Source organism: Micromonospora sp. WMMD961, assembly GCF_029626145.1.
In the GTDB taxonomy this organism is placed as follows: domain Bacteria; phylum Actinomycetota; class Actinomycetes; order Mycobacteriales; family Micromonosporaceae; genus Micromonospora.
On the sequence record NZ_JARUBJ010000002.1, the window covers coordinates 4,136,402 to 4,156,807 of the forward strand.

16 protein-coding genes are annotated in these 20,406 nt (G+C 72.1%); 10 read left to right on the top strand and 6 right to left on the bottom strand.

What is annotated here, in order from left to right; translation table 11 throughout:
• Positions 1–145 precede the first annotated feature (145 nt).
• On the top strand, positions 146–1,930 hold the full coding sequence (locus O7614_RS18850) for an N-acetylglutaminylglutamine amidotransferase (protein ID WP_278139777.1): 1,785 nt from the start codon (positions 146–148) through the stop codon (positions 1,928–1,930).
• Positions 1,931–1,957: 27 nt separating this feature from the next.
• Here the strand turns inward: O7614_RS18850 and O7614_RS18855 are convergent, their stop codons facing one another.
• The 3 genes from O7614_RS18855 to O7614_RS18865 form a co-directional block, all read right to left on the bottom strand.
• A complete protein-coding gene (locus O7614_RS18855; protein ID WP_278139778.1) occupies positions 1,958–3,088 on the bottom strand; it encodes a glutamate--cysteine ligase in 1,131 nt (376 codons plus the stop codon).
• An 88-nt stretch (positions 3,089–3,176) separates the two neighbouring features.
• Positions 3,177–4,382: a sigma-70 family RNA polymerase sigma factor gene (locus O7614_RS18860; RefSeq protein WP_278139779.1), complete on the bottom strand. Its 1,206-nt coding sequence runs from the start codon at positions 4,380–4,382 to the stop codon at positions 3,177–3,179.
• Between the two features lie 2 nt (positions 4,383–4,384).
• Positions 4,385–4,744 carry a YciI family protein gene (locus O7614_RS18865; RefSeq protein ID WP_278139780.1) on the bottom strand — a complete coding sequence of 120 codons (360 nt, stop codon included), beginning with the start codon at positions 4,742–4,744 and terminating at the stop codon, positions 4,385–4,387.
• A gap of 276 nt (positions 4,745–5,020) precedes the next feature.
• On the opposite strand from O7614_RS18865, the gene O7614_RS18870 reads away from it, so the two are divergent.
• Positions 5,021–6,343 (top strand): FAD-dependent oxidoreductase, encoded by a 1,323-nt coding sequence (locus O7614_RS18870; RefSeq protein WP_278139781.1) that lies wholly within the window; start codon positions 5,021–5,023, stop codon positions 6,341–6,343.
• 143 nt (positions 6,344–6,486) lie between these two features.
• On the opposite strand, the gene O7614_RS18875 is transcribed toward O7614_RS18870, so the two are convergent.
• Together O7614_RS18875 and O7614_RS18880 are read right to left on the bottom strand one after the other, a co-directional pair.
• Positions 6,487–9,117 (bottom strand): discoidin domain-containing protein, encoded by a 2,631-nt coding sequence (locus tag O7614_RS18875; protein WP_278139782.1) that lies wholly within the window; start codon positions 9,115–9,117, stop codon positions 6,487–6,489.
• Positions 9,118–9,345: 228 nt separating this feature from the next.
• Positions 9,346–10,545 carry an ROK family transcriptional regulator gene (locus O7614_RS18880; protein WP_278139783.1) on the bottom strand — a complete coding sequence of 400 codons (1,200 nt, stop codon included), beginning with the start codon at positions 10,543–10,545 and terminating at the stop codon, positions 9,346–9,348.
• Between the two features lie 235 nt (positions 10,546–10,780).
• Between O7614_RS18880 and O7614_RS18885 the strand changes: the two genes are divergently transcribed.
• The 5 genes from O7614_RS18885 to O7614_RS18905 all read left to right on the top strand — a co-directional run bounded on the left by O7614_RS18885 (position 10,781) and on the right by O7614_RS18905 (position 16,156).
• Positions 10,781–12,079 carry a sugar ABC transporter substrate-binding protein gene (locus O7614_RS18885; protein ID WP_278139784.1) on the top strand — a complete coding sequence of 433 codons (1,299 nt, stop codon included), beginning with the start codon at positions 10,781–10,783 and terminating at the stop codon, positions 12,077–12,079.
• A 70-nt stretch (positions 12,080–12,149) separates the two neighbouring features.
• On the top strand, positions 12,150–13,142 hold the full coding sequence (locus tag O7614_RS18890) for a sugar ABC transporter permease (protein WP_278139785.1): 993 nt from the start codon (positions 12,150–12,152) through the stop codon (positions 13,140–13,142).
• Positions 13,135–13,974, top strand: a complete 840-nt coding sequence (locus tag O7614_RS18895; protein ID WP_278139786.1) for a carbohydrate ABC transporter permease — start codon at positions 13,135–13,137, stop codon at positions 13,972–13,974. Before O7614_RS18890 ends, O7614_RS18895 begins: the two co-directional genes overlap by 8 nt.
• A gap of 29 nt (positions 13,975–14,003) precedes the next feature.
• Positions 14,004–15,380 (top strand): GH1 family beta-glucosidase, encoded by a 1,377-nt coding sequence (locus tag O7614_RS18900; protein WP_278139787.1) that lies wholly within the window; start codon positions 14,004–14,006, stop codon positions 15,378–15,380.
• 107 nt (positions 15,381–15,487) lie between these two features.
• Positions 15,488–16,156 carry a TMEM175 family protein gene (locus O7614_RS18905; RefSeq protein ID WP_278139788.1) on the top strand — a complete coding sequence of 223 codons (669 nt, stop codon included), beginning with the start codon at positions 15,488–15,490 and terminating at the stop codon, positions 16,154–16,156.
• Here O7614_RS18905 and O7614_RS18910 read toward each other — a convergent pair.
• Positions 16,089–16,715 carry a nucleotidyltransferase family protein gene (locus tag O7614_RS18910; RefSeq protein WP_278139789.1) on the bottom strand — a complete coding sequence of 209 codons (627 nt, stop codon included), beginning with the start codon at positions 16,713–16,715 and terminating at the stop codon, positions 16,089–16,091. The two genes, O7614_RS18905 and O7614_RS18910, sit on opposite strands and share 68 nt — an antisense overlap.
• A 123-nt stretch (positions 16,716–16,838) precedes the next feature.
• On the opposite strand from O7614_RS18910, the gene O7614_RS18915 reads away from it, so the two are divergent.
• The 3 genes from O7614_RS18915 to O7614_RS18925 are packed head-to-tail and all read left to right on the top strand — an operon-like array spanning position 16,839 to position 20,400.
• Positions 16,839–17,333 (top strand): 2Fe-2S iron-sulfur cluster-binding protein, encoded by a 495-nt coding sequence (locus tag O7614_RS18915; RefSeq protein ID WP_278142305.1) that lies wholly within the window; start codon positions 16,839–16,841, stop codon positions 17,331–17,333.
• On the top strand, positions 17,330–18,313 hold the full coding sequence (locus O7614_RS18920; protein ID WP_278139790.1) for a xanthine dehydrogenase family protein subunit M: 984 nt from the start codon (positions 17,330–17,332) through the stop codon (positions 18,311–18,313). The genes O7614_RS18915 and O7614_RS18920 overlap by 4 nt, the downstream gene beginning before the upstream one ends.
• Complete coding sequence (locus O7614_RS18925; protein ID WP_278139791.1) at positions 18,310–20,400, top strand: xanthine dehydrogenase family protein molybdopterin-binding subunit; 2,091 nt, start codon at positions 18,310–18,312, stop codon at positions 20,398–20,400. The genes O7614_RS18920 and O7614_RS18925 overlap by 4 nt, the downstream gene beginning before the upstream one ends.
• Positions 20,401–20,406: the final 6 nt, after the last annotated feature.

The window sequence follows — 20,406 nt, forward strand, 5'->3', positions numbered from 1 at the left end:
GCCGTACGCGGGCTCACCTGCGGGTTTGCCCGCCCGCCGCGCGGGTAGCCAGCGGCCCCGTTCCCACCGCGGGCCCCGCCACCACCAGTCGGGGAGACCTGACAGGAGGGGCCATGTCTGCCCTGGACCAGCACCGCCCCGCCTGATGTGCGGGATCAGCGGGGAGGCGCGGTTCGACGGCCGGTCGCCCGACTCGGCGGCGGTCACCCGGATGACCGAGGCGATGCGCTCCCGTGGCCCGGACGACGAGGGCCTGTTCGCCGACGGTTGGGTGACCCTCGGGCACCGCCGGTTGACCATCATCGACCTGTCCGACGCCGGCGGGCAGCCCATGGTCCGTGACGACCTGGGCCTCGCGCTGGTCTTCAACGGCTGCATCTACAACTATCCCGAGCTGCGCGAGGAGTTGCAGAACGCCGGGTACGCCTTCGGGTCCACCAGCGACACCGAGGTGATCCTGGTGGCGTACGCGCACTGGGGTGAGCGTTTCGTCGACCACCTGGTCGGCATGTTCGCGATCGGCCTGGTGGACCGGGCCCGGCAGCGGTTGGTCCTGGCCCGTGACCGGCTCGGCATCAAACCGCTCTACCTCGCCGAGACGGCCGGGCGGCTGCGGTTCGCCTCCACCCTACCCGCACTGCTGCGGGCCGGCGACGTCGACACCGACATCGACCCGGTGGCGCTGCACCACTACCTGTCCTGGCACTCCATCGTGCCCGCGCCCCGGACGGTGCTGCGCGGTGTGCGCAAGCTGCCGCCGGCCACCCTGCGGGTGATCGAGGCGGACGGGCGCAGCCGCGAGGAGGTGTACTGGCGACCCGACTACGTGCGGGAGCCCGCCGACGCGGGGATGGACGCCGCCGACTGGCGGGCCACCATCGGGGACTCGCTGCGCGCGGCGGTACGCCGACGGCTGGTCGCCGACGTACCGGTAGGCGTGCTCTTGTCCGGTGGGCTGGACTCCAGCCTCATCGTGGCGCTCCTCGCGGAGGCCGGCCAGCGGCACCTGCGGACGTTCAGCATCGGCTTCGACAGCCGCGGCGACGAGTCCGGCGACGAGTTCCACTACTCCGACCTGGTGGCCCGCGCGTTCGACACCGACCACCACCGGATCCGGCTGGCCGACGACGATCTGGTGCCGGCCGTACGGCGGGCCGTGCTGGCGATGACCGAGCCGATGGGCAGCCACGACGTGGTCGCCTTCCACCTGCTGTCCGAGCAGGTGGCGCAACACGTGAAGGTGGCGCAGTCCGGGCAGGGCGCCGACGAGGTGTTCGCCGGTTACGGCTATCACCAGCCGCTCACCGAGGCACCTCGGCACAGCGCCGCCGAGACGTTCGCCGCCGCGTTCTTCGACCGCGACCACGACGAGCTGAGCAGCCTGGTCGGCCCGGAGTACGCGCTGGGGCGCGACGCCAGCCGGGAACTGCTCGCCGCGCACCTCGCCGCGCCGGGAGCGCAGACCGCGCTGGACGCCGTGCTGCGCCTGGACACCCACCTGATGCTCCCGGACGACCCGGTCAAGCGGGTGGACAGCATGAGCATGGCGTGGGGCCTCGAGGTACGCACTCCCTTCCTCGACCAGGACCTGGTCACCCTGGCCGCGCACTGCCCGCCGGAGCACAAGGTCGCGCAGGGCGGTAAGGGCGTGCTCAAGGAGGTCGCCCGGGAGGTGCTGCCCGCCGAGGTGATCGACCGCCGCAAGGGGTATTTTCCGGTACCGGCGCTACGCACGGTGGACGGCCCGGTGCGGGAGCTGGTCGCCGAGGCGTTGCAGGCGCCGGCCGCGCGCGAGCGGGGGTTGTTCCGCCCCGGATACGTCGCCCGCCTGCTCGCCGAACCGGACCGGGCCGAGGCGGCGGCGGGCAGTAACAAGCTGTGGCAGCTCGGCCTGCTGGAGCTGTGGCTGCAGACGCACGACGTCCGCTGAGTCCCGCCGCTCGCCGCAGGGTCGCGGTCAGGCGGCGGCCGTGCGGGCGGCCAGGTCGTCGACGACGGCGCGCAGGTCGCCGGTACGTTCCAGCACCCGACGCTGCCGGGTCGCGCCGGTCCCGTCGCGGCGCAGTCGGGCCAGGTGTGCCAACACGTACCCGAGGTCACCGTGGCGCAGCAGGGCCGGTGCGATCACCGCCATCAGCTCGTCGACCATTGCCCAGGCTGGTCGGGTGCCGCCGGCGCGCAGGTCGATCAGCTCGCCGTCGAGGCCGTCGTGGGCGGCCCGCCAGTGCGCGGCGGCGACCAGACAGTCCCGGGTGTGCGGGGCGGTCGCCCCGGCGCGTACGTCGTCGGCGAGGGTGGCGACGAGGGACCGGACCAGTGCGGCGACCAGCACCGCGTCGTCCACGTCGGCGCAGACGTCGCCCACCCGCACCTCCACCGTCGGGTAGGCCGACGACGGCCGGGCGTACCAGTAGACCATCGCGGCGTCGAGCATGATGCCGGCGGCGATCAGCTCGTCCACGGTCCGGTCGTAGTCGGCGGCGGAGTCGAAGTAGGGCGTCGGGCCGATGCTGGGCCAGCGTTCCAACTGCATCGACCGCCAACTGGCGTGGCCGGTGTCGCGCCCGTCGTGCAGCGGCGAGTTGGTGGTGATCGCCTGGATCACCGGCAGCCACGTACGCAGGTGGTTGCAGACCTGCACGGCCAGTTCCCGGTCGGGCAGCCCGACGTGCACGTGACAGCCGCAGACCGCCGGGTCGTGCGCCACCGGGCCGTACCGGCGCGACATCGCGTGGTAGCGCGGCCGGTCGGGGACGGTCCGGTGCGGCTCGGCCACGGGGGTGGCGCCGACGGCCACCAGTCGGGCGCCGGCCGCCGTGGCGGCCTCGGCGGCGAAGTGGCGCAGCGACACCAGGTGCGTGCGCAGCTCGTTGAGGTCGGCGCAGACCGGCGTGACCATCTCCACCATGCTGTGCCGGAACTCCTGACGGCTCTGGTCGCGGGCCGGGCCCCGCAGCGCGGCCAACACCCGGTCGGCCACCGGCAGGTTGCGCCCGCTGTCCGGGTCGAGCAGAAGGAACTCCTCCTCCACGCCGAGCGTGAGGACGGACAGGTCGGGCACCTCGGCGACGGTCGGACGGTACGCCATGGCCGCCTCCATCCGCTCCTGCGACCACGGGTGGACCCGTGGCCGGGGCGCCTCGGTTTCCCGGCCCGGCGCCGCGGCAAACGCGCGGTCAGCCCGCGAGGGCCGTGGCGCGTGCGACGAGGAAGGCCCGTTCGGCCTCGTTGTCCGTCAACGCGACGGCTGTCCGGTACGCGTCGACCGCTTCCGCCTCCCGGCCGAGCCGGGCCAGCAGGTCGGCGCGCACCGCGTGGTGCACGTGGTAGCCGTCCAGGTCGAGACGGTCCACCTCGGCCAGCGCCACCGCCGGCCCGGCCACCTCGGCGAGCGCGACGGCCCGGTTCAGCGCCACCACCGAACTGGGCGCGATGGCTGTCAGGTGGTCGTACAGCGCAAGGATCTGATGCCAGTCGGTGTCGGCGGCGCGCGGTGCGGCGCTGCGCACGGCGGCGATCGCGGCCTGGATCTGGTACGGCCCGGGTCGGTCGCGGCGCAGGCAGCGCCGGACCAGCACCTGCCCTTCGGCGATCAGCTGGGCGTCCCACCTGCCGCGGTCCTGCCGGGGCAGCGGAACGAGGTCGCCGTCGGCGGTGGTCCGCGCGGCACGGCGCGACTCGGTGAGCAGCATCAGCGCGAGCAGCCCGAGCGCCTCGGGTTCGTCCGGCATCAATTCGACGAGCAGGCGGGTCAGCCGGATCGCCTCGAGGCACAGCTCGGCGCGGAACAGGTGCCGTCCGGTGCTGGCCGTGTGCCCCTCGTTGAAGATCAGGTAGAGCACCGCGAGCACGGCGTGCAGCCGGTCGGGCAGGTCGGCGTCGCGCGGTATCCGGTACGGGATCCGGGCGTGGCGGATCTTCGACTTGGCGCGGACCAGCCGCTGCGCCATGGTCGACTCCGGCACCAGGAAGGCTCGGGCGATCTCGGCGGTGCGCAGTCCGCCGAGCAGGCGCAGGGTGAGGGCGACCCGGGCGGTCGGGGCGAGCGCCGGATGACAGCAGGTGAAGATCAGCCGTAGCCGGTCGTCGCGCACCGGGCCCTCCTCGACGGTGGCATCGGCGGCGAACAGCAGGGCCGCCTGGGCATGCCGATCAGCGCGGGACGTCTCGCGGCGCAGCCGATCGAACGCCCGGTTCCGGGCAGTGGTGATGATCCAACCCGCTGGGCTGGGTGGCGGGCCGGTCGTCGGCCACCGCGCTACCGCGATGACGAAGGCCTCCTGGACGGCCTCCTCGGCGAGGTCGATGTCGCCGAGGAGGCGTACCAGGACGGCGACCGCGCGCCCGTACTCTGCGCGGAACACCGCCTCGACGTCTGGCACCGTCAGGCTCCGGCCCCGTCGTGGAAGGGCCGGACCTCGATCGGCAGCGTGGTGGCCAGCGCGTAGCGGCGGCCCCAGTCCAGGGCGGCGTCCAGGTCCGGCACGTCGATGATGGTGATGCCGCCCAGGTACTCCTTGCCCTCGACGAACGGCCCGTCGGTGACCAGGACCTCGCCGCCCTCGCGCGCACGCAGCACGGTGGCGGTCTCCGGGCCGTGCAGACCGTGCCCGAACACCCACGACCCGGTCGACGCCAACTCGTCGCGGAAATCGGCGAGCTGGCGCATCACCCCGTCCAGGAACTCCGGGTCCGGTGGCAGCTCACCCTGTGGCTGGTGAAGGCTGAGCAGGTACAACGTCATCGTTCCTCCTCGCGGGCGGTCGGCCTGGCACCGACCTCTCATCCTCCACACGATCGGCCGCCGCCCGGATCGACAGGCCGGCAGAAAATTCTCGGCGGCCGGCCCGGCCCCGCTGTTGGCACGTCCTTTGCTGTGCACCCACGGATGCGACGGTGCGTCCGTCCCGGATGTCGCCTCGGTGGGTGCAGAGCAAAGGACTAAGGACAGGGGTACGGTCCGCCGGCGCCGCGACCGAGCCGGCAGTCATGCCTACGGCGGTTGTGGGTAGACCCCGGTGTGGCCGACGGCTTGCGGGTGGTCGTGGTCGGCGCCGGTTTCTCCGGGCTCGCCGCCGCGCTGGCGCTCACCCGTGCCGGCGCCGAGGTGCGCTTGCTGGAGGCCCGTGACCGGGTGGGTGGTCGGGTGTTGACCCGCTGGCTGCCCGACGTCACCCAGCTCGACCTGGGCGCGCAGTGGATCGGCCCGACGCAGGACCGGATGTACGCGCTGGTCGCCGAGCACGGGCTGGCCACCTTCGCGTCGGCGGCGCTCGGCGCGCCAAGCGTGCTCTGGGCCGGTCAGCGGCGGGCCGAGCCGCCGGCGCGGGCCGCCCGGGTGCTCAGCCTGCTCGACGAGTACGCCGCCCGATTGGACCCGGCCGCGCCCTGGCAGGCAGCGGAGGCCGCGCAGTGGGACCGGACGATCCTCGGCGGCTGGCTGCGCGCCACGGCCGGGGACGACGACACCGCCGACTACCTGGGGCGGCTGCTCGCCGGCGGGTTGCTGGCCACCGGCGCGGACGAGGTGTCGTTGTTGCACCTGCTGTTCTACCTGCGCAGCGCCGGTGGGACCGGACCCCTGCTGGCGATGGCGGGCGGCGCGCAGCAGGACCGGATCGTGGGCGGGCCACCGGCGCTGGCCGAACGGATGGCCGCCGCCCTGCCGCCGGGGGCGCTGACGCTGGCCGCGCCGGTGCGGTCCGTGGAACAGAACGTCGACGGGGTGACGGTGTGGACCGACACCGGGCGCGTGAACGGCGACGCCCTGGTGGTCGCGCTGGCCCCGGCTCTGGCGGGACGGATCAGGTACGCCCCGCCGCTGCCTGCCTTGCGCGACGGGTTGACCCAGCGGATGCCGATGGGCTCGGCGCTGAAGGTGCACGCCGTCTACCCGGAGCCGTTCTGGCGGGCCGACGGGTTCTCCGGGGTGTCCACCAGCACCAGTGGTCCACTCACCGAGACGGTCGACAACTCCACCCCGACCTCCCCGCTCGGGGTGTTGACCGGGTTCAGTTACGCCTCGGACGCGGCCGTGCTGCGCGAGATGTCTCCCGAGCGGCGTCGGCGGTGCCTGCTGGACGCGTTCGCCACGGTGGTCGGGCCACGCGCCGGCGACCCCGTCGACCTCGTCGAGTACGACTGGTCGGCCGAGGAGTGGACGCGCGGCTGTTTCTCCGGTGCGCTCACCCCGGGGGCCTGGGGCGCGTACGGCCCGCACCTGCGGGCACCGGTGGGCCGGGTGCACTGGGCGGGTACCGAGACGGCGACCCGTTGGACGGGCTACCTGGAGGGCGCGGTGCGGGCCGGCGAGCGGGCGGCGGCCGAGGTGCTGGCCGGCTGAGGTTCTGGCCGGCTGAGGTGCTGGTCGGGGGGCGGCACGACCGTGGCCGGCCCGGTCTCGGCGGGACCGGGCCGGCCTCGGCCCTGGGTGTCACCCGGCCGACCCGGTCCGATGAGACGACCGGGCCGGCGCGGGTGCCCCGGTCAGGGGTAGGTGGTCAGGTACACCTGCTGGTTGGCCGCGTTCGCGGTGCCACCGGCGTTGTTGATCACCCGGTTGATGGTGCCGACGCCACCGAGCGAGACGGTGACCATGTTCGTGAAGCGCACGTTCGGGTTGTTGGGTACCTCGAAGGACCGTTCCTCGACCACTGCCGGGTTCACGTTGAAGTAGCTGTAGCTGCCCAACCCCCACGCCTGGTGACTGGTCACCGAGTCGGCGACCTTGTACGCGGCGTAGCCCCGGGTCGACCCGTTCATCCAGGCGGCCTGGTTGGGCGGGTCGTACGGCAGCTCGTTCTGGTAGAAGTACGTCCGGCCGCCGTTGCCGTTCCAGATGGTCTGGTACTTCTGGTAGTGCTCGACGAAGAGGCCGTACATGGTGACGTTGTCGCCGTTGACGGTCAGCCCGGTGTCGGCGGTGTTCAGCGTCCACCCGGTCGGCACGCCGCTGGCGGCGTGGTCGGCCCGCCACAGCCACATGTGGTCGCCGATCACGTTGTCGCTGTTGACAGTCAGCGAGTTGGTGGCCTTGCCGACGTGTGGCCCGCCGATGCGGAAGAACACGTCGTGCAGCGAGGTCGGGTTCGAGGCGTGGCTCGCGGACGAGCCGGACGGCCCGACCTCCATGAGCACCGGCGAGTTGGTCGTACCAGCCTCGAACATCAGGCCGGCCACCTTGACGCCGTCCACATCGGCCACCCGCATTCCGACGCTGCCGTTGTCGGCCTGGATGGTGGCCAGGCCGAGGCCGAGGACCACCGTGTCGGCCCGGTTGACCTGGATCGGCTCGGTGACGTGGTGCACGCCCGGGGTGAAGAGCAGGTGCCGGCCCTGGGCGAGGGCCGCGTTGATGGTGGCGGCGCTGGTGCCCGGCTGGACGATGTAGAACTGCGACAGTGAGATGGACGAGCCGGCCGGGGTCTTGTTGTACCAGCTGGTGCCGGTGGAGTTGGTGCGCAGGGCGGGCACGAAGACCCGGTACTCACCGGTGCCGTCGACGTAGAGGAACGGCTTCTCCCGCACCTGCGGGGTCTGCGCGATGACCGTGTGCGACGGGTTGGGGAAGCTCGGCGGCGGGGCGCCGTTGACGCCCTGGAACACCATGTTCCACACCGAGCCGGTCCAGCCGTTGCCGAACTCGCTGTTGCGGGAGTACCACTGCTGCTGCGAGCCGGAGACGACCAGCCCGTCGATGCGGGTGTCGGCCAGCAGGCCGCCGCTGGACCAGCCGTCGCCGCCGTTCCAGAGCTGGATCTGGTTCTGCGCGCCGCGCAGGTGCATCCGCCGGTACGGGGCGGCCTGTGACACCGCCCACCGCTCCACGGTCTGCCCGGCGGGCAGGGTGACGGAGAGGTTCTCGGCGGCCCGCCAGAAGTTCTGGGTCGCGTTGCCGCCGAACCAGAACGCCTCGGCGCGGACGTGGCCGTTGAGGTTGACGTCGTCGGGGCTCATGCCGAGGCCGGCGACCTGGGTGAAGAAGCCGAGGTTGACGTCGGCGGTGTAGGTGCCGGGCTTGAACAGCACCGCGTAGCGCTGCGGGCCGAACTGGTTGGTCTCCTGCTGGGTGAAGAGGGTGTCGAGTCGGCTCTGAATGGTCGACGTGGGCGTGCTCGGGTCGAAGACGAACGTGTTCGGGCCCAGGTTGGGGTTGCGCGGGTCGGTCGTGTCGACCGGAGGCTCGCTGGTGCCGCCGGTGGTGTTCACCGCCAGCTCCCACAGCGAGTAGCCGTAGGCGGTGCCCCGGGCGGTGCCGTACACCCGCAGGTATCGGCCGCTGCCGCTGACGTTGAGGGTCTGCGTGCCGCCGGTGCCGGTGGTGGTCGAGTAGATGCTGGTCCAGGTGGCACCGTCGGCCGAGGTCTGGACCTGGAAGGCCCGGGCGTACGCGGCCTCCCAGGTGAGGACCACCCGGCAGATGGTGCGGGTGCTGCCGAGGTCGACGCGCAGCCACTGCGGGTCGCTGGCGGCGCTGGCCCACCGGGTGCCGGGGTTGCCGTCCACGGCGGCGGACGCCGCGAGGCCGGCGTCCTGGGTGGACGAGGCGGTCGCCGGGCTGCCCTGGGCCACGTTGGTGCTGCCGCAGGTCGGCGTGGTGCCACCGGTCTCGCCGTAGACCTGGAACTCCCAGAGCGAGTAACCGTAGCCGGTGCCGCGGGCGGTGCCGTTCATCCGTACGTAGCGGCCGGCGCCGGTGACGGTGAGGTTCTGGGTGCCGCCGGTGCCGGTGGTGGTCGAGTAGATCGTGGTCCAGGTGGCCCCGTCGTCGGAGGTCTGGAGCTGGAACGCGCGTCCGTAGGCGCCCTCCCAGAGCAGGTTGACCTGGGTGATGGTGGCGCGGCTGCCCAGGTCGACCTGGAGCCACTGCGGGTCGCTGAACGCGCTGGCCCAGCGGGTGCCGGTGTTGCCGTCCACTGCGGCGGCGGCCGGGGTGCCGGCGTTCTCGGTGGACGAGGCGGTGGCGGGCCGCCCCTGGGAGAGCAGGGTGGGTGCGGCCTGCGCGGGGGCGCTGGCCACGGCCGGGGTGAGCGCCGCGACCAGGGCCACGGTGAGCCCGACCAGCAGGTGCCGGACTGCCCGGGGACGCGGGCGTACGGATGTAGCACGAGATGTCATGACATCGCCTGTCGATAGGGGGGTACGGGGGGTGCCGCGCGGTTGGGATCGGCTCGCCCGTGGCGCCGTGGGTGGTTCCGCCGATGCGGCGTCGCGGGTCGGAGAGCGCTTTCGTGTGAGTGTTGCGGCGAGATTGCGACGGCGTCAAGACATCGATCTATAACTTCGTTATTTATCCCGAGAGCTCAACTTTGTGTAATTTGCCGCCGGCCGCGCCGTCGTCCGCGCTCAGCGCCGCACGCCACCCTCGGTGAGGAAGCGGGCGATCGGGAGGGTGGCCGCGCCGAGCGCCACGGCGTCCACGCCGAGCCGGCACAGCTCGATCGACGCCTGTTCGTACGGCTGGCGTAGCGCCTGCCGACCGGCGGCCTCGCGCACGGCCGGCAGCAGGTCGCCCAACGCCATCGCCGCCCAGCCGCCGAGCACCACCCGCTCCGGGTTGAACAGGTTGATCAGGTTGGCCACTCCGGCCCCGAGGTAGCCGGCGGTGTCGTCGAGGACCCGTCGCGCGGTGGCCGAGGTGTCGGCGGCGGCGACCAGGGCGGCGATCTGGGACTCCTCGTCCTCGCCCGGCACCGGTCGACCCCGGCGGGCCTCCCGGTAGCGATCGATGATCGCCTCCGCGCCCACGTACGCCTCCAGGCAGCCGCGCGCGCCGCACCGGCAGGCCCGGCCGCCGTACACCAGGGTGGTGTGCCCCCACTCCCCCGCGCTGCTGGACGCTCCCCGGTAGGTGGCGCCGTTGGTCACCACCGACGCGCCCACGCCGGAGCCGACCAGCGCGAAGACGGCGTGCCGGGCGCCCCGGCCGGCACCGAACCACATCTCGGCCTGGCCGAGGGTCTTGGCACCGTTGTCGATGTGCAGCGGCAGGTCGGTGCCGGCCGCGATCAGGCGCTCCAGCGGCACCCGGTCCCAGCCGAGGGCCTGGGCGTGCACGACTGCCTCGATGCCCTGCTCGACCACGCCGGAGACGCCGATGCCGACGCCCAGCACGTCGGCGGGGGCCACCCCGGCCCGGCCGGTCACCGCGTCGATCCCGGCCAGCACGTGCCCGGCCACCAGATCCGGCTCGGTACGCGCCGGGTCGAGCGGGTACTCGACGCTGGCCAGCAGGGTCATCGCGAAGTCGAACAGCTCCACCCGGACCCGGGTCTCGCCGACGTCCACGCCGACCAGGAAGGCGAAGCGGGGCGCGATCCGCAGCAGCATGCTGGGCCGACCGCCGTCGGACTCGGCGGCGCCGGCCTCGGCGACCAGCCCTTCGTCGATCAGGTCGGCCACCACGTTGCTGACCGCCGGCTGGCTCAGCCCGGTGCTGCGCACCAGGTCCTGCCGGGTGAGCGGACCGTCGAGGAAGAGCTTGGTCAGCAGGGCGGACCTGTTGCGCAGCCGCACGCTGCGGTTGGTGGCACGCGCCAGCTCCACTCGTCACCTCGTTCCCGTCGGCCGTTCGAGGCGACTGTAACCGCCTCGTGCTTGACGACCCACCGGCCAACAACTTTAATGACGACATAAATTAAGCCGTGATGTAACTCCCGGGAAACGCCGACGGACCCCCGACGGCGCACCCCCGAACCCTGTCCGCAGCCGTCCACCCGTCGCCCGACCCCTATCGGCGACGGCGGTCGGCGGACCCCACCACGCACCGGAAGGGCTGACCGTGTCGAGACGACACCTCGGGATATTCACCGCCGCCGTACTGGCCGCCGCATCGCTGACCGCCTGCGGCGGCTCCGGCGACGACTCCGCCTCATCCCCCAAGACGCTGACCTACTGGGCCAGCAACCAGGGCGCCAGCCTGGAGGCCGACAAGACCATCCTCCAGCCGGAGCTGGACAAGTTCGAGAAGCAGACCGGGATCAAGGTCACCGTCGAGGTGGTCCCCTGGTCGGACCTGCTCAACCGCCTGCTCGCGGCCGCCACCTCCGGCAAGGGCCCGGACGTGGTCAACATCGGCAACACCTGGTCGGCCTCGTTGCAGGCCACCGGCGCTCTCGTCGAGTTCGACGACGCCACCCTGCAGGCCGTGGGCGGCAAGGACCGGATCGTGCCGGCCGCGCTCGCCGCCGCCGGCGCGCCCGGCAAGCCGCCGGCCGCCGTGCCGCTGTACAGCATGGCGTACAGCCTGTACTACAACAAGAAGTCGTTCGCCGACGCCGGCATCACCGCACCGCCGACCACCTGGGAGCAACTCGCCGAGTACGGCAAGAAGCTGAGCACCGGCGGCAAGTGGGGCCTGGCGATCGAGGGGGCCAACCCGTCGGAGAACGCGCACCACGCCTTCACCTTCAGCCAGCAGTACGGCGGTGAGTGGTTCGACTCGGCCGGCAAGCCGACCTTCGACACCCCGCAGAACGTGTCGGCGATCAAGCGGTACATCGACTTCATGGCCGCCGACAAGATCACCAACCCGAGCAACGCCGAGTACGCGCAGAACCAGTCGGTCTCCGACTTCGCCAACGGCAAGGCCGCCATGCTGCTCTGGCAGTCCGCCGGCTCGAACCTGAAGACGCAGAACATGCCGGCCGACGCGTACGGGGTGGCCCCGGTGCCGTTCCTGGCGAACCCGCCGGCCGGTGGCAAGAAGGTCAACAGCATGGTCGCCGGGATCAACATGGCGGTCTTCAAGCACACCAAGAACAAGGACGGCGCGCTGAGCTTCGTCAAGTTCATGACCAGCGACGAGGAGCAGACGATCCTCAACAAGACGTACGGCTCGCTGCCGGCGGTGAAGACCGCCGGCTCCGACCCGGCGTTCAGCGCCCCGGAGCAGAAGACCATCCAGGAGACCCTGGTCACCACGGCGGCACCGCTGCCGCAGGTGCCCGAGGAGAGCACCTTCGAGACCCTGGTCGGCACCGCGATGAAGGAGCTGTTCGCGGACGCGGCCAGCGGCAAGCCGGTCACCGAGGCCTCGGTGAAGGCGAAGCTGACCGACGCGCAGCAGAAGATGCGCTGACCCAGGCGTCACCGGTGGCCGTGGTCGGGTGCTGAGCCCGACCACGGCCACCGCCTCCGAGAGGACCCCGATGGCAACCAGCACCACCGCGCCGGACGCCGACCGGCGCGAACCCCGGGCCGGGTCACCGGCACGGAAGCCGGACCGCCGGCCCCGCGGCCCGCGCCGCTCGCTCCTGCCGTATCTGCTGCTCGCCCCGGCCATCGTGCTGGAACTCGCCATCCACGTGATCCCGATGGTGGTCGGCGTCTGGATGAGCATGCTGGAGCTGACCCAGTTCCACATCCGCGACTGGTCCACCGCCCCCTTCGTGGGATGGGAGAACTACCGGGCGACGCTCGACCTGAACAGCGCCGCCGGCAAGGAACTGCTGCACTCGTTCTGGATCACCCTGGCCTACAGCGTCCTCTCGGTCGGTTTCGCCTGGCTGCTCGGCGTCTCCGCCGCAGTCGTGCTGCAGCGACCCTTCCGGGGAAGGGCGATCCTGCGGGCGCTGTTCCTCACCCCGTACGCCCTGCCGGTCTACGCCGCGGTGATCACCTGGAGTTTCCTGCTGCAACGTGACACCGGCCTGGTCAACCACGTCCTCGTCGACCAGCTCGGGCTGCTGGGCGAGCGGCCGTTCTGGCTGATCGGCGACAACAGCTTCTGGTCGCTGCTGGTGGTTTCGGTCTGGCGCAACTGGCCGTTCGCGTTCCTGTGCCTGATGGCCGGCCTGCAGAACGTGCCCGGCGAGCTGTACGAGGCCGCCGCGATCGACGGCGCCGGGTTCTGGCGTCGGCTGCGCTCGGTCACCCTGCCCATGCTGCGGCCGGTGAACCTGGTGCTGCTGCTGGTGCTGTTCCTGTGGACGTTCAACGACTTCAACACCCCGTTCGTGCTCTTCGGCGGTTCCGCGCCGGAGCAGGCCGACCTGATCTCCATCCACATCTACCGCAGCTCCTTCAAGACCTGGGACTTCGGCTCCGGCTCGGCGATGTCCGTGGCACTGCTGCTGTTCCTGATGATCGTCTCGGCCGCGTACCTGCTGATCACCAACCGTCGGAGGGACGACCATGCGTGAGACCGCCGGTGAACGCTGGGGCCGGCGCATCGTGCTGACCCTGCTCACCCTCTTCGTCGTCATCCCGCTCTACGTGATGGTCACCTCCGCCGCGAAGCCGTTGCAGGACGTGCAGAACGGCTTCACCTGGTGGCCCAGCCGGCCCACCCTGCAACCGTTCGTCGACATGTGGAGCACCGTGCCGCTGGCCCGGTACCTGGTGAACAGCCTGGTGGTGTCGAGCATCGCGGCGGTCTGCTCGGTGGCGATCGCCATCTTCGCCGCGTTCGCGGTGAGCCGGTACCGGTTCCGTGGCCGGGGCGTCTTCACGGTGACCGTGCTGTCCACCCAGATGTTCCCCGGCATCCTGTTCCTGCTGCCGCTGTTCCTCATCTACGTCAACCTGGGCAACGCCACCGGCATCGAGCTGTACGCCAGCCGCACCGGCCTGGTGATCACGTACCTGACGTTCTCGTTGCCGTTCTCGATCTGGATGCTGGTCGGTTACTTCGACTCGATCCCCCGGGGGTTGGACGAGGCGGCGCAGGTCGACGGCGCGGGGCCGCTGCGCACCCTGTTCCAGGTCATCCTGCCGGCCGCCGTGCCCGGCGTCGTCGCGGTCACCGTGTACGCGTTCATGACCGCCTGGGGTGAGGTGCTGTTCGCGTCGGTGATGACCGACGAGAGCAGCCGCACCCTGGCCGTCGGCCTGCAGGGCTACTCCACCCAGTTCAACGTCTACTGGAACCAGATCATGGCCGCCTCGCTGGTGGTCAGCATCCCGGTCGTCGTCGGGTTCCTGGCCCTGCAGCGGTACTTCGTCGCCGGCCTCACCGCCGGCGCGGTCAAGTGAGTCATCCGATCCCAGAGGAGAACCATCCCGTGCCCGACCTGTCCAAGCTGCCACCCGACTTCCTCTGGGGTGTCGCCACGGCGGCGTACCAGATCGAGGGGGCCGTCGACGTCGACGGCCGGGCGCCGTCCATCTGGGACACCTTCTCGGCGACCCCCGGCAACGTCGACAACGGCGACACCGGCGCGGTGGCCTGCGACCACTACCACCGGTGGCCGGAGGACCTGGGGTTGCTGCGCCGGCTCGGCGTGGACGCGTACCGTTTCTCGGTGGCCTGGCCCCGGGTGATGCCCGACGGCGTCGGTCGGGTCAACCCCGCCGGGCTGGACTTCTACGACCGGCTCGTCGACACGCTGCTCGCCGACGGGATCCGGCCGTTCGTCACGCTGTACCACTGGGATCTGCCGCAGGTCCTGCAGGACCGGGGCGGGTGGCCGGAGCGCGCGACCGCCGAGGCGTTCGCCGACTACGCGGCGGTGGTGGCCGCCCGCCTCGGTGACCGGGTGGCCGACTGGTGCACTGTCAACGAGCCGCTCTGCGTGTGCTGGATCGGGCACCTGGAGGGGAACATGGCCCCCGGTGAGCGGGACCTGACCCGCGCGGTGCACGCCTCGCACCACGTACTGCTCGGGCACGGCCTGGCCACCCAGGCGATCCGGGCCAACGCCGCCCGTGCGGCCTCGGTGGGCCTGGTGCTCAACCTCAGCCCGATCGAGGCGGCGACCGACCGGCCGGAGGACGTCGCGGCGGCCCACCGGGCCGACGGGCACGTCAACCGGTGGTGGCTGGACCCGATCCACGGGCGCGGATACCCCGCCGACATGATCGCCACCTACGGCGTCGAGCCACCGGTGCGCGGCGACGACCTGACGGTGATCGCCACGCCGACCGACTTCCTCGGGGTGAACTACTACTTCCGGCAGTTGGTGGTCGACGACCCGACCGGTCCGGCGCCGTACGCCCGGCAGGTGCCGGTCCCCGGCTCGGTGGAGACCGCGATGGGTTGGGAGGTGTACCCGGCGGGCCTGGAGCGGCTGCTGGTCGACGTGCACGAGGAGTACCGGCCGGGCCGGATCATCGTCACCGAGAGCGGGTCGGCGTGGCCGGACGAGGTCACCGCGGACGGCACCGTGGAGGACAAGGAGCGCACCGACCACCTGGAACAACACCTGGCGGCGTGCGCCTCGGCGGTGGCCCGGGGCGTGCCGCTGGACGGTTACTTCGTCTGGTCGCTGTTGGACAACTTCGAGTGGGCGTACGGCTACGACAAGCGCTTCGGGCTGGTGCACGTCGACTACGCCACCCAGCGGCGGACGATGAAGGCGAGCGGCCTGCGCTACGCCGAGGTGATCCGCGCCCACCAGCGAGCCGCCCGGGCGACCGGCACCGCCACGCCGGTGGCCTGAGCGGCGGGCAGTGTGACGGCCGTCCGGGGGTGACCCTGGGCGGCCGTTCGTGTCCCGGTCGGACGAAACCGCCACCGACCGCCGCGCCGAGTGGCTAGCCTGCGGCAATGTCCGCAGCACGCGACGAGATCGAGCAGCCCGACCCGACCGGGCGGGTATCCGGCACCGAGCGGATGACGGCCTTCAGCGACGGCGTCTTCGCCATCGTCATCACGCTGCTCGTCATCGACCTGCGGGTGCCGGAATACCACGAGGGTGAACTGCTGACCGGCCTGCTGCACGAGGGGGCCTCGTACCTCGCCTTCGTGGTGTCCTTCGTCTACATCGGGGTGCTGTGGCTCAACCACCACGCGCTGCTGCGGCTGATCCGCCGGACCACCCTCGCGTTGAGCTGGATCAACCTCGGCGTCCTCTTCGGAGCGGTGATCATTCCCTTCCCCACCGCGGTGCTGGCGTCCGCGTTCACCCGGGGCGACATCGACGACCAGCGCGCGGCGGTCGCCCTGTACGCGCTGTCCGCGGCGTTGATGTCGGCGCCCTGGCTGGTGTTCTTCGGCTACCTGCACCGCCACCCGGCGCTGCTCGAACACCGGGTCAGCCCGGGGTACGTGCGGGCGCAGCGGCTGCGACCGGTGACCGGCCTCGTCCTGTACGGGCTCGGCGGCCTGCTCGGCTGGTTCGTCAACCCGTTGCTGGGCCTGATCGCCGTCATCGTGATGATCGCCTATCACGCGGTGACCAGCCGGGGACTGCCTCGGTGGCTGACGCGTCACTGACTGCGCGCAGGTCGGCCGGGATGTCCACGTCGGCGGGTGTGCCGACGTCGTCGCAGGGCACCTCGACCACCAGGTCCGGCCGCTCGCGCAGCAGGTCGCGGGCACCACTGTCGCCCACGGCGTACCGGTCCAGCAGCGGCCAGGTCTGCCGGGCCAGCAGGATCGGGTGGCCCGGCCGTCCACCGTAGGTGGCGACCACGACGAACGCCTCACCGGCGTACGCCTCGCGCACCCGCCGGACCGCGACCGGGCTGAGCAGCGGCTGGTCGACGAGGACCACTACCGCGGCCGACACGTCGGCGGGCAGCGAGGCCAGGCCGAGGCGCAACGACGAGCCCAGCCCGTCGGACCAGCGGTCGTGGCGCACCGGCACCGCACCGGGCAGCTCGGGCACCTGGTCGGCGCCCGCGCCGAGTACCACGTGCACAGGTGCGCAGCCGCCGTCGCCGAGCAGCCGGACCCCGCGCCGCACCAACGGCTCACCGTCCAGCTCGACCAGCGCCTTCGGGCGGCCGTACCGTCGCCCGGCACCGGCCGCCAGCAACAGCCCGGCGGTCAACCCACACCACCTTCGTACGATCGGATTGGCATAATTCGTCACCCCATGTACCGGTAAGGCTAGTCTGGGCCGGTGCAGGGCGGAGGAGAGAACACCACGACCGAGGAGCGGCACTCGTCCCGGGTGACGTTCGAGGTGAACAGCTCGCCACACGAGGTGACGCTGGACAACCGCACCACCCTGCTCGACACGTTGCGCGAGCACCTCGGCCTGACCGGGGCGAAGAAGGGCTGCGACCACGGCCAGTGCGGCTCCTGCACCGTCCTGCTCGACGGCCGCCGGGTGAAGAGCTGTCTGGTCTTCGCGGTCACCCTGGACGGCCGGTCGGTGGTCACCGTCGAAGGGCTGGCCGGGCCGGACGGGCTGTCCCCGTTGCAGGCCGCGTTCGTCGCGCACGACGCGTTCCAGTGCGGCTACTGCACCCCCGGGCAACTCTGCTCCGCCCTGGGCATGCTCGACGAGGTGGCCAAGGGGTGGCCCAGCGCGGTCACCGACGACCTGGACGCGACCGCCGAGTTGACCGACGCGGAGATCCGCGAGCGGATGGCCGGCAACCTGTGCCGCTGTGCCGCGTACCCGCACATCGTCGCGGCCGTGCGCGAGACGGCGGCGACGTGAAGGCGTTCCGCTACCACCGGCCGGCCGACGTGGCCGACGCGGTCGCCGTGCTGACCGCCGAACCGAGCGCCGCGTACCTGGGCGGCGGGACCAACCTGGTGGACCTGATGAAACTCGGGGTGCAACGCCCCGAGGTGCTGGTGGACGTGACCCGGCTCCCGCTGGACGCGGTCGAACAGCTGCCCGACGGCGGGCTGCGGATCGGCGCGACGGTCCGCAACAGCGACCTCGCCGCCCACCCGGCGGTGCGCCGGGACTACCCGGTGCTGGCCCGCGCCCTGCTCGCCGCCGCCTCCGGGCAGCTGCGCAACATGGCCACCACCGGCGGCAACCTGTTGCAGCGCACCCGCTGCGTCTACTTCCAGGACACCGGCAAGGCGTGCAACAAGCGGGAGCCGGGCAGCGGTTGCGCCGCCCTGCACGGGCAGAACCGCGACCTGGCGGTGCTGGACTGGTCCGAGCAGTGCGTCGCCACCCACCCGTCCGACCTGGCCGTCGCACTGGCCGCCCTCGACGCGGTGGTGCAGGTGCACGAGGTCGACGGCTCCCGCGACATCCCGCTCACCGCCCTGTACCGCTCCCCCGGCATCCACCCGGACCGCGAGACCACACTGACCCGGGGCGCGCTGATCACCGCCGTCCGGTTGCCGCCGCTGCCGGCCGCGCGCCGCTCGACGTACCTGAAGGTGCGCGACCGGGCCTCGTTCGCCTTCGCCGCCGGCTCGGTGGCCGCGGTGCTGGACCTCGACGGCGACACCGTCCGGGACGTGCGGTTGGCGTACGGGGCGGTGGCACACCGGCCGTGGCGGGCGTACCGGGCCGAGGAGGAGCTGCGCGGTCGTCCGTTCAGCCCCGAGTTGGCCGCCCGGGCCGCCGACGCGGAGCTGGCCGAGGCGCGACCGCTGCGGCACAACGGCTTCAAGCTGCCGCTGACCCGGGCCATCACCGTGCGGGCGCTCACCGAACTGGCGTCGGCATGAGCGCCGGGGCGGTCGGGCGGACGTACCCCCGGTTGGAGGGCCCCGCGAAGGTCACCGGCACGGCCCGCTACGCGGTGGAGTACCCGGTCGACGGGGTCACCTACGGCTGGGCGGTGCCGGCGGCGGTGGTGCGGGGCCGGATCACCCGGGTCGACCCGACGGAAGCGTTGGCGTCGCCCGGGGTGCTGGCTGTGGTGCACCACGGCAACGCGCCCCGGATGGCGCCCGGCCCACAGCCGGAGCTGTGGCTGTTGCAGGAGCCTGCGGTGCACTACCGGGGGCAGTACGTCGCCGTGGTGGTGGCCACCAGCCTGGAGGCGGCCCGCGAGGGTGCCCGGTTGGTCCGGATCGACTACGACGCCGGTCCGCACAGCACCGTACTCACCGCCGACCATCCCGGCCTGTACAGGCCGGACCAGGTCAACCCCAGCTATCCGACGGACACCACCGAGGGCGACTTCGACGCCGGGTACGCGGCCGCCCCGGTGCGGGTGGACGTCACGTACCGGACGCCGGCGTACCACAACAGCCCGATGGAGCCGCACGCCACCACGGCGCAGTGGCACGACGGGCGGCTGGTGGTGCACGATTCCACCCAGGGCGCGACACCGGTGCGCGCCACCCTCGCCGAGCTGTTCGAGCTGCCGCCGGAGTCGATCCGGGTGATCGCCGAGCACATCGGCGGCGGCTTCGGCAGCAAGGGGTACGCCAAGGCGTCGGTGGTGCTGGCCGCCCTCGCCGCCCGGCACGTGGACCGGCCGGTCAAGCTGGCGCTGACCCGGCAACAGCTGTTCGGCCCGGTCGGGTACCGCACCCCCACCATCCAGCGCGTCCGCCTCGCCGCCGACACCGACGGTCGGCTCACCGCGATCTGCCACGACGCGATCAGCCAGACCTCGACCGTGCGGGAGTTCGCCGAGCAGACCGCCGTCTACACCCGCAGCATGTACGCCGCGCCGCACCGCCGCACCACGCACCGGGTGGCCCGCCTCGACGTGCCCACGCCGTTCTGGATGCGCGCCCCCGGCGAGTGCCCCGGCGCGTACGCGCTGGAGTCCGCCATGGACGAGCTGGCCGTCGCCGTCGGCATCGACCCGGTGGAGCTGCGCATCCGCAACGACACCGCTGTCGACCCCGACCAGGGGCGGCCGTTCACCAGCCGCAACCTGGTGAACTGCCTACGCGAGGGTGCCCGGCGCTTCGGCTGGACCGACCGGGACCCGACGCCCCGCGCCCGGCGCGACGGGCGCTGGCTGATCGGCACGGGGGTGGCCGGTTCGAGCTACCCGGCGCGGGCCCGGCCGTCCACGGCGACGGCCACCGCCCGAACCGACGGGAGTTTCCTGGTCCGGATCAACGCCACCGACATCGGCACCGGCGCCCGGACGGCGATCTGGCAGGTGGCCGCCGACGCGCTCGGCGTGTCGCCGGAGCGGGTGGAGATCCGGATCGGGGACAGCGCGCTGCCGACGGCGCCGCTGGCCGGCGGCTCGATGGGGACCGCCAGCTGGAGCTGGGCGGTGATCCGCGCCGCGCAGGCGCTGCGCGAGAAGCTGCCCGACCGCGCGCCGCCGACCGGAGAGGTGACCGCCGAGGCCGACACCACCGAGGAGGTGGGCGGGCAACCCACGCTCCCCCGGTACGCGTACGGGGCGCACTTCGTCGAGGTGCGGGTGGACGCGGACACCGGCGAGGTACGCGTGAACCGGATGCTCGGTGTGTTCGCCGCCGGGCGGGTGGTGAACCCGACGACGGCGCGCAGCCAGCTCATCGGCGGGATGACGATGGGGCTGTCGATGGCGCTGCACGAGGAGGGGCTGCTCGACGAGCGGTACGGCGACTGGGTCAACCACGACCTGGCCACGTACCACATCACCGGCTGCGCGGACGTGGAGTCCATCGAGGCGTACTGGCTCGACGAGCGCGACGACGAGCTGAACCCGGCCGGGGTGAAGGGCATCGGTGAGATCGGCATCGTCGGCGCCGCCGCGGCGGTCGCCAACGCGGTGCACCACGCGACCGGCGTACGGATCCGGGAGCTGCCGATCCGGCTCGACAAACTCATCGGAGTATCAAACTTGGCTTAAATAAGC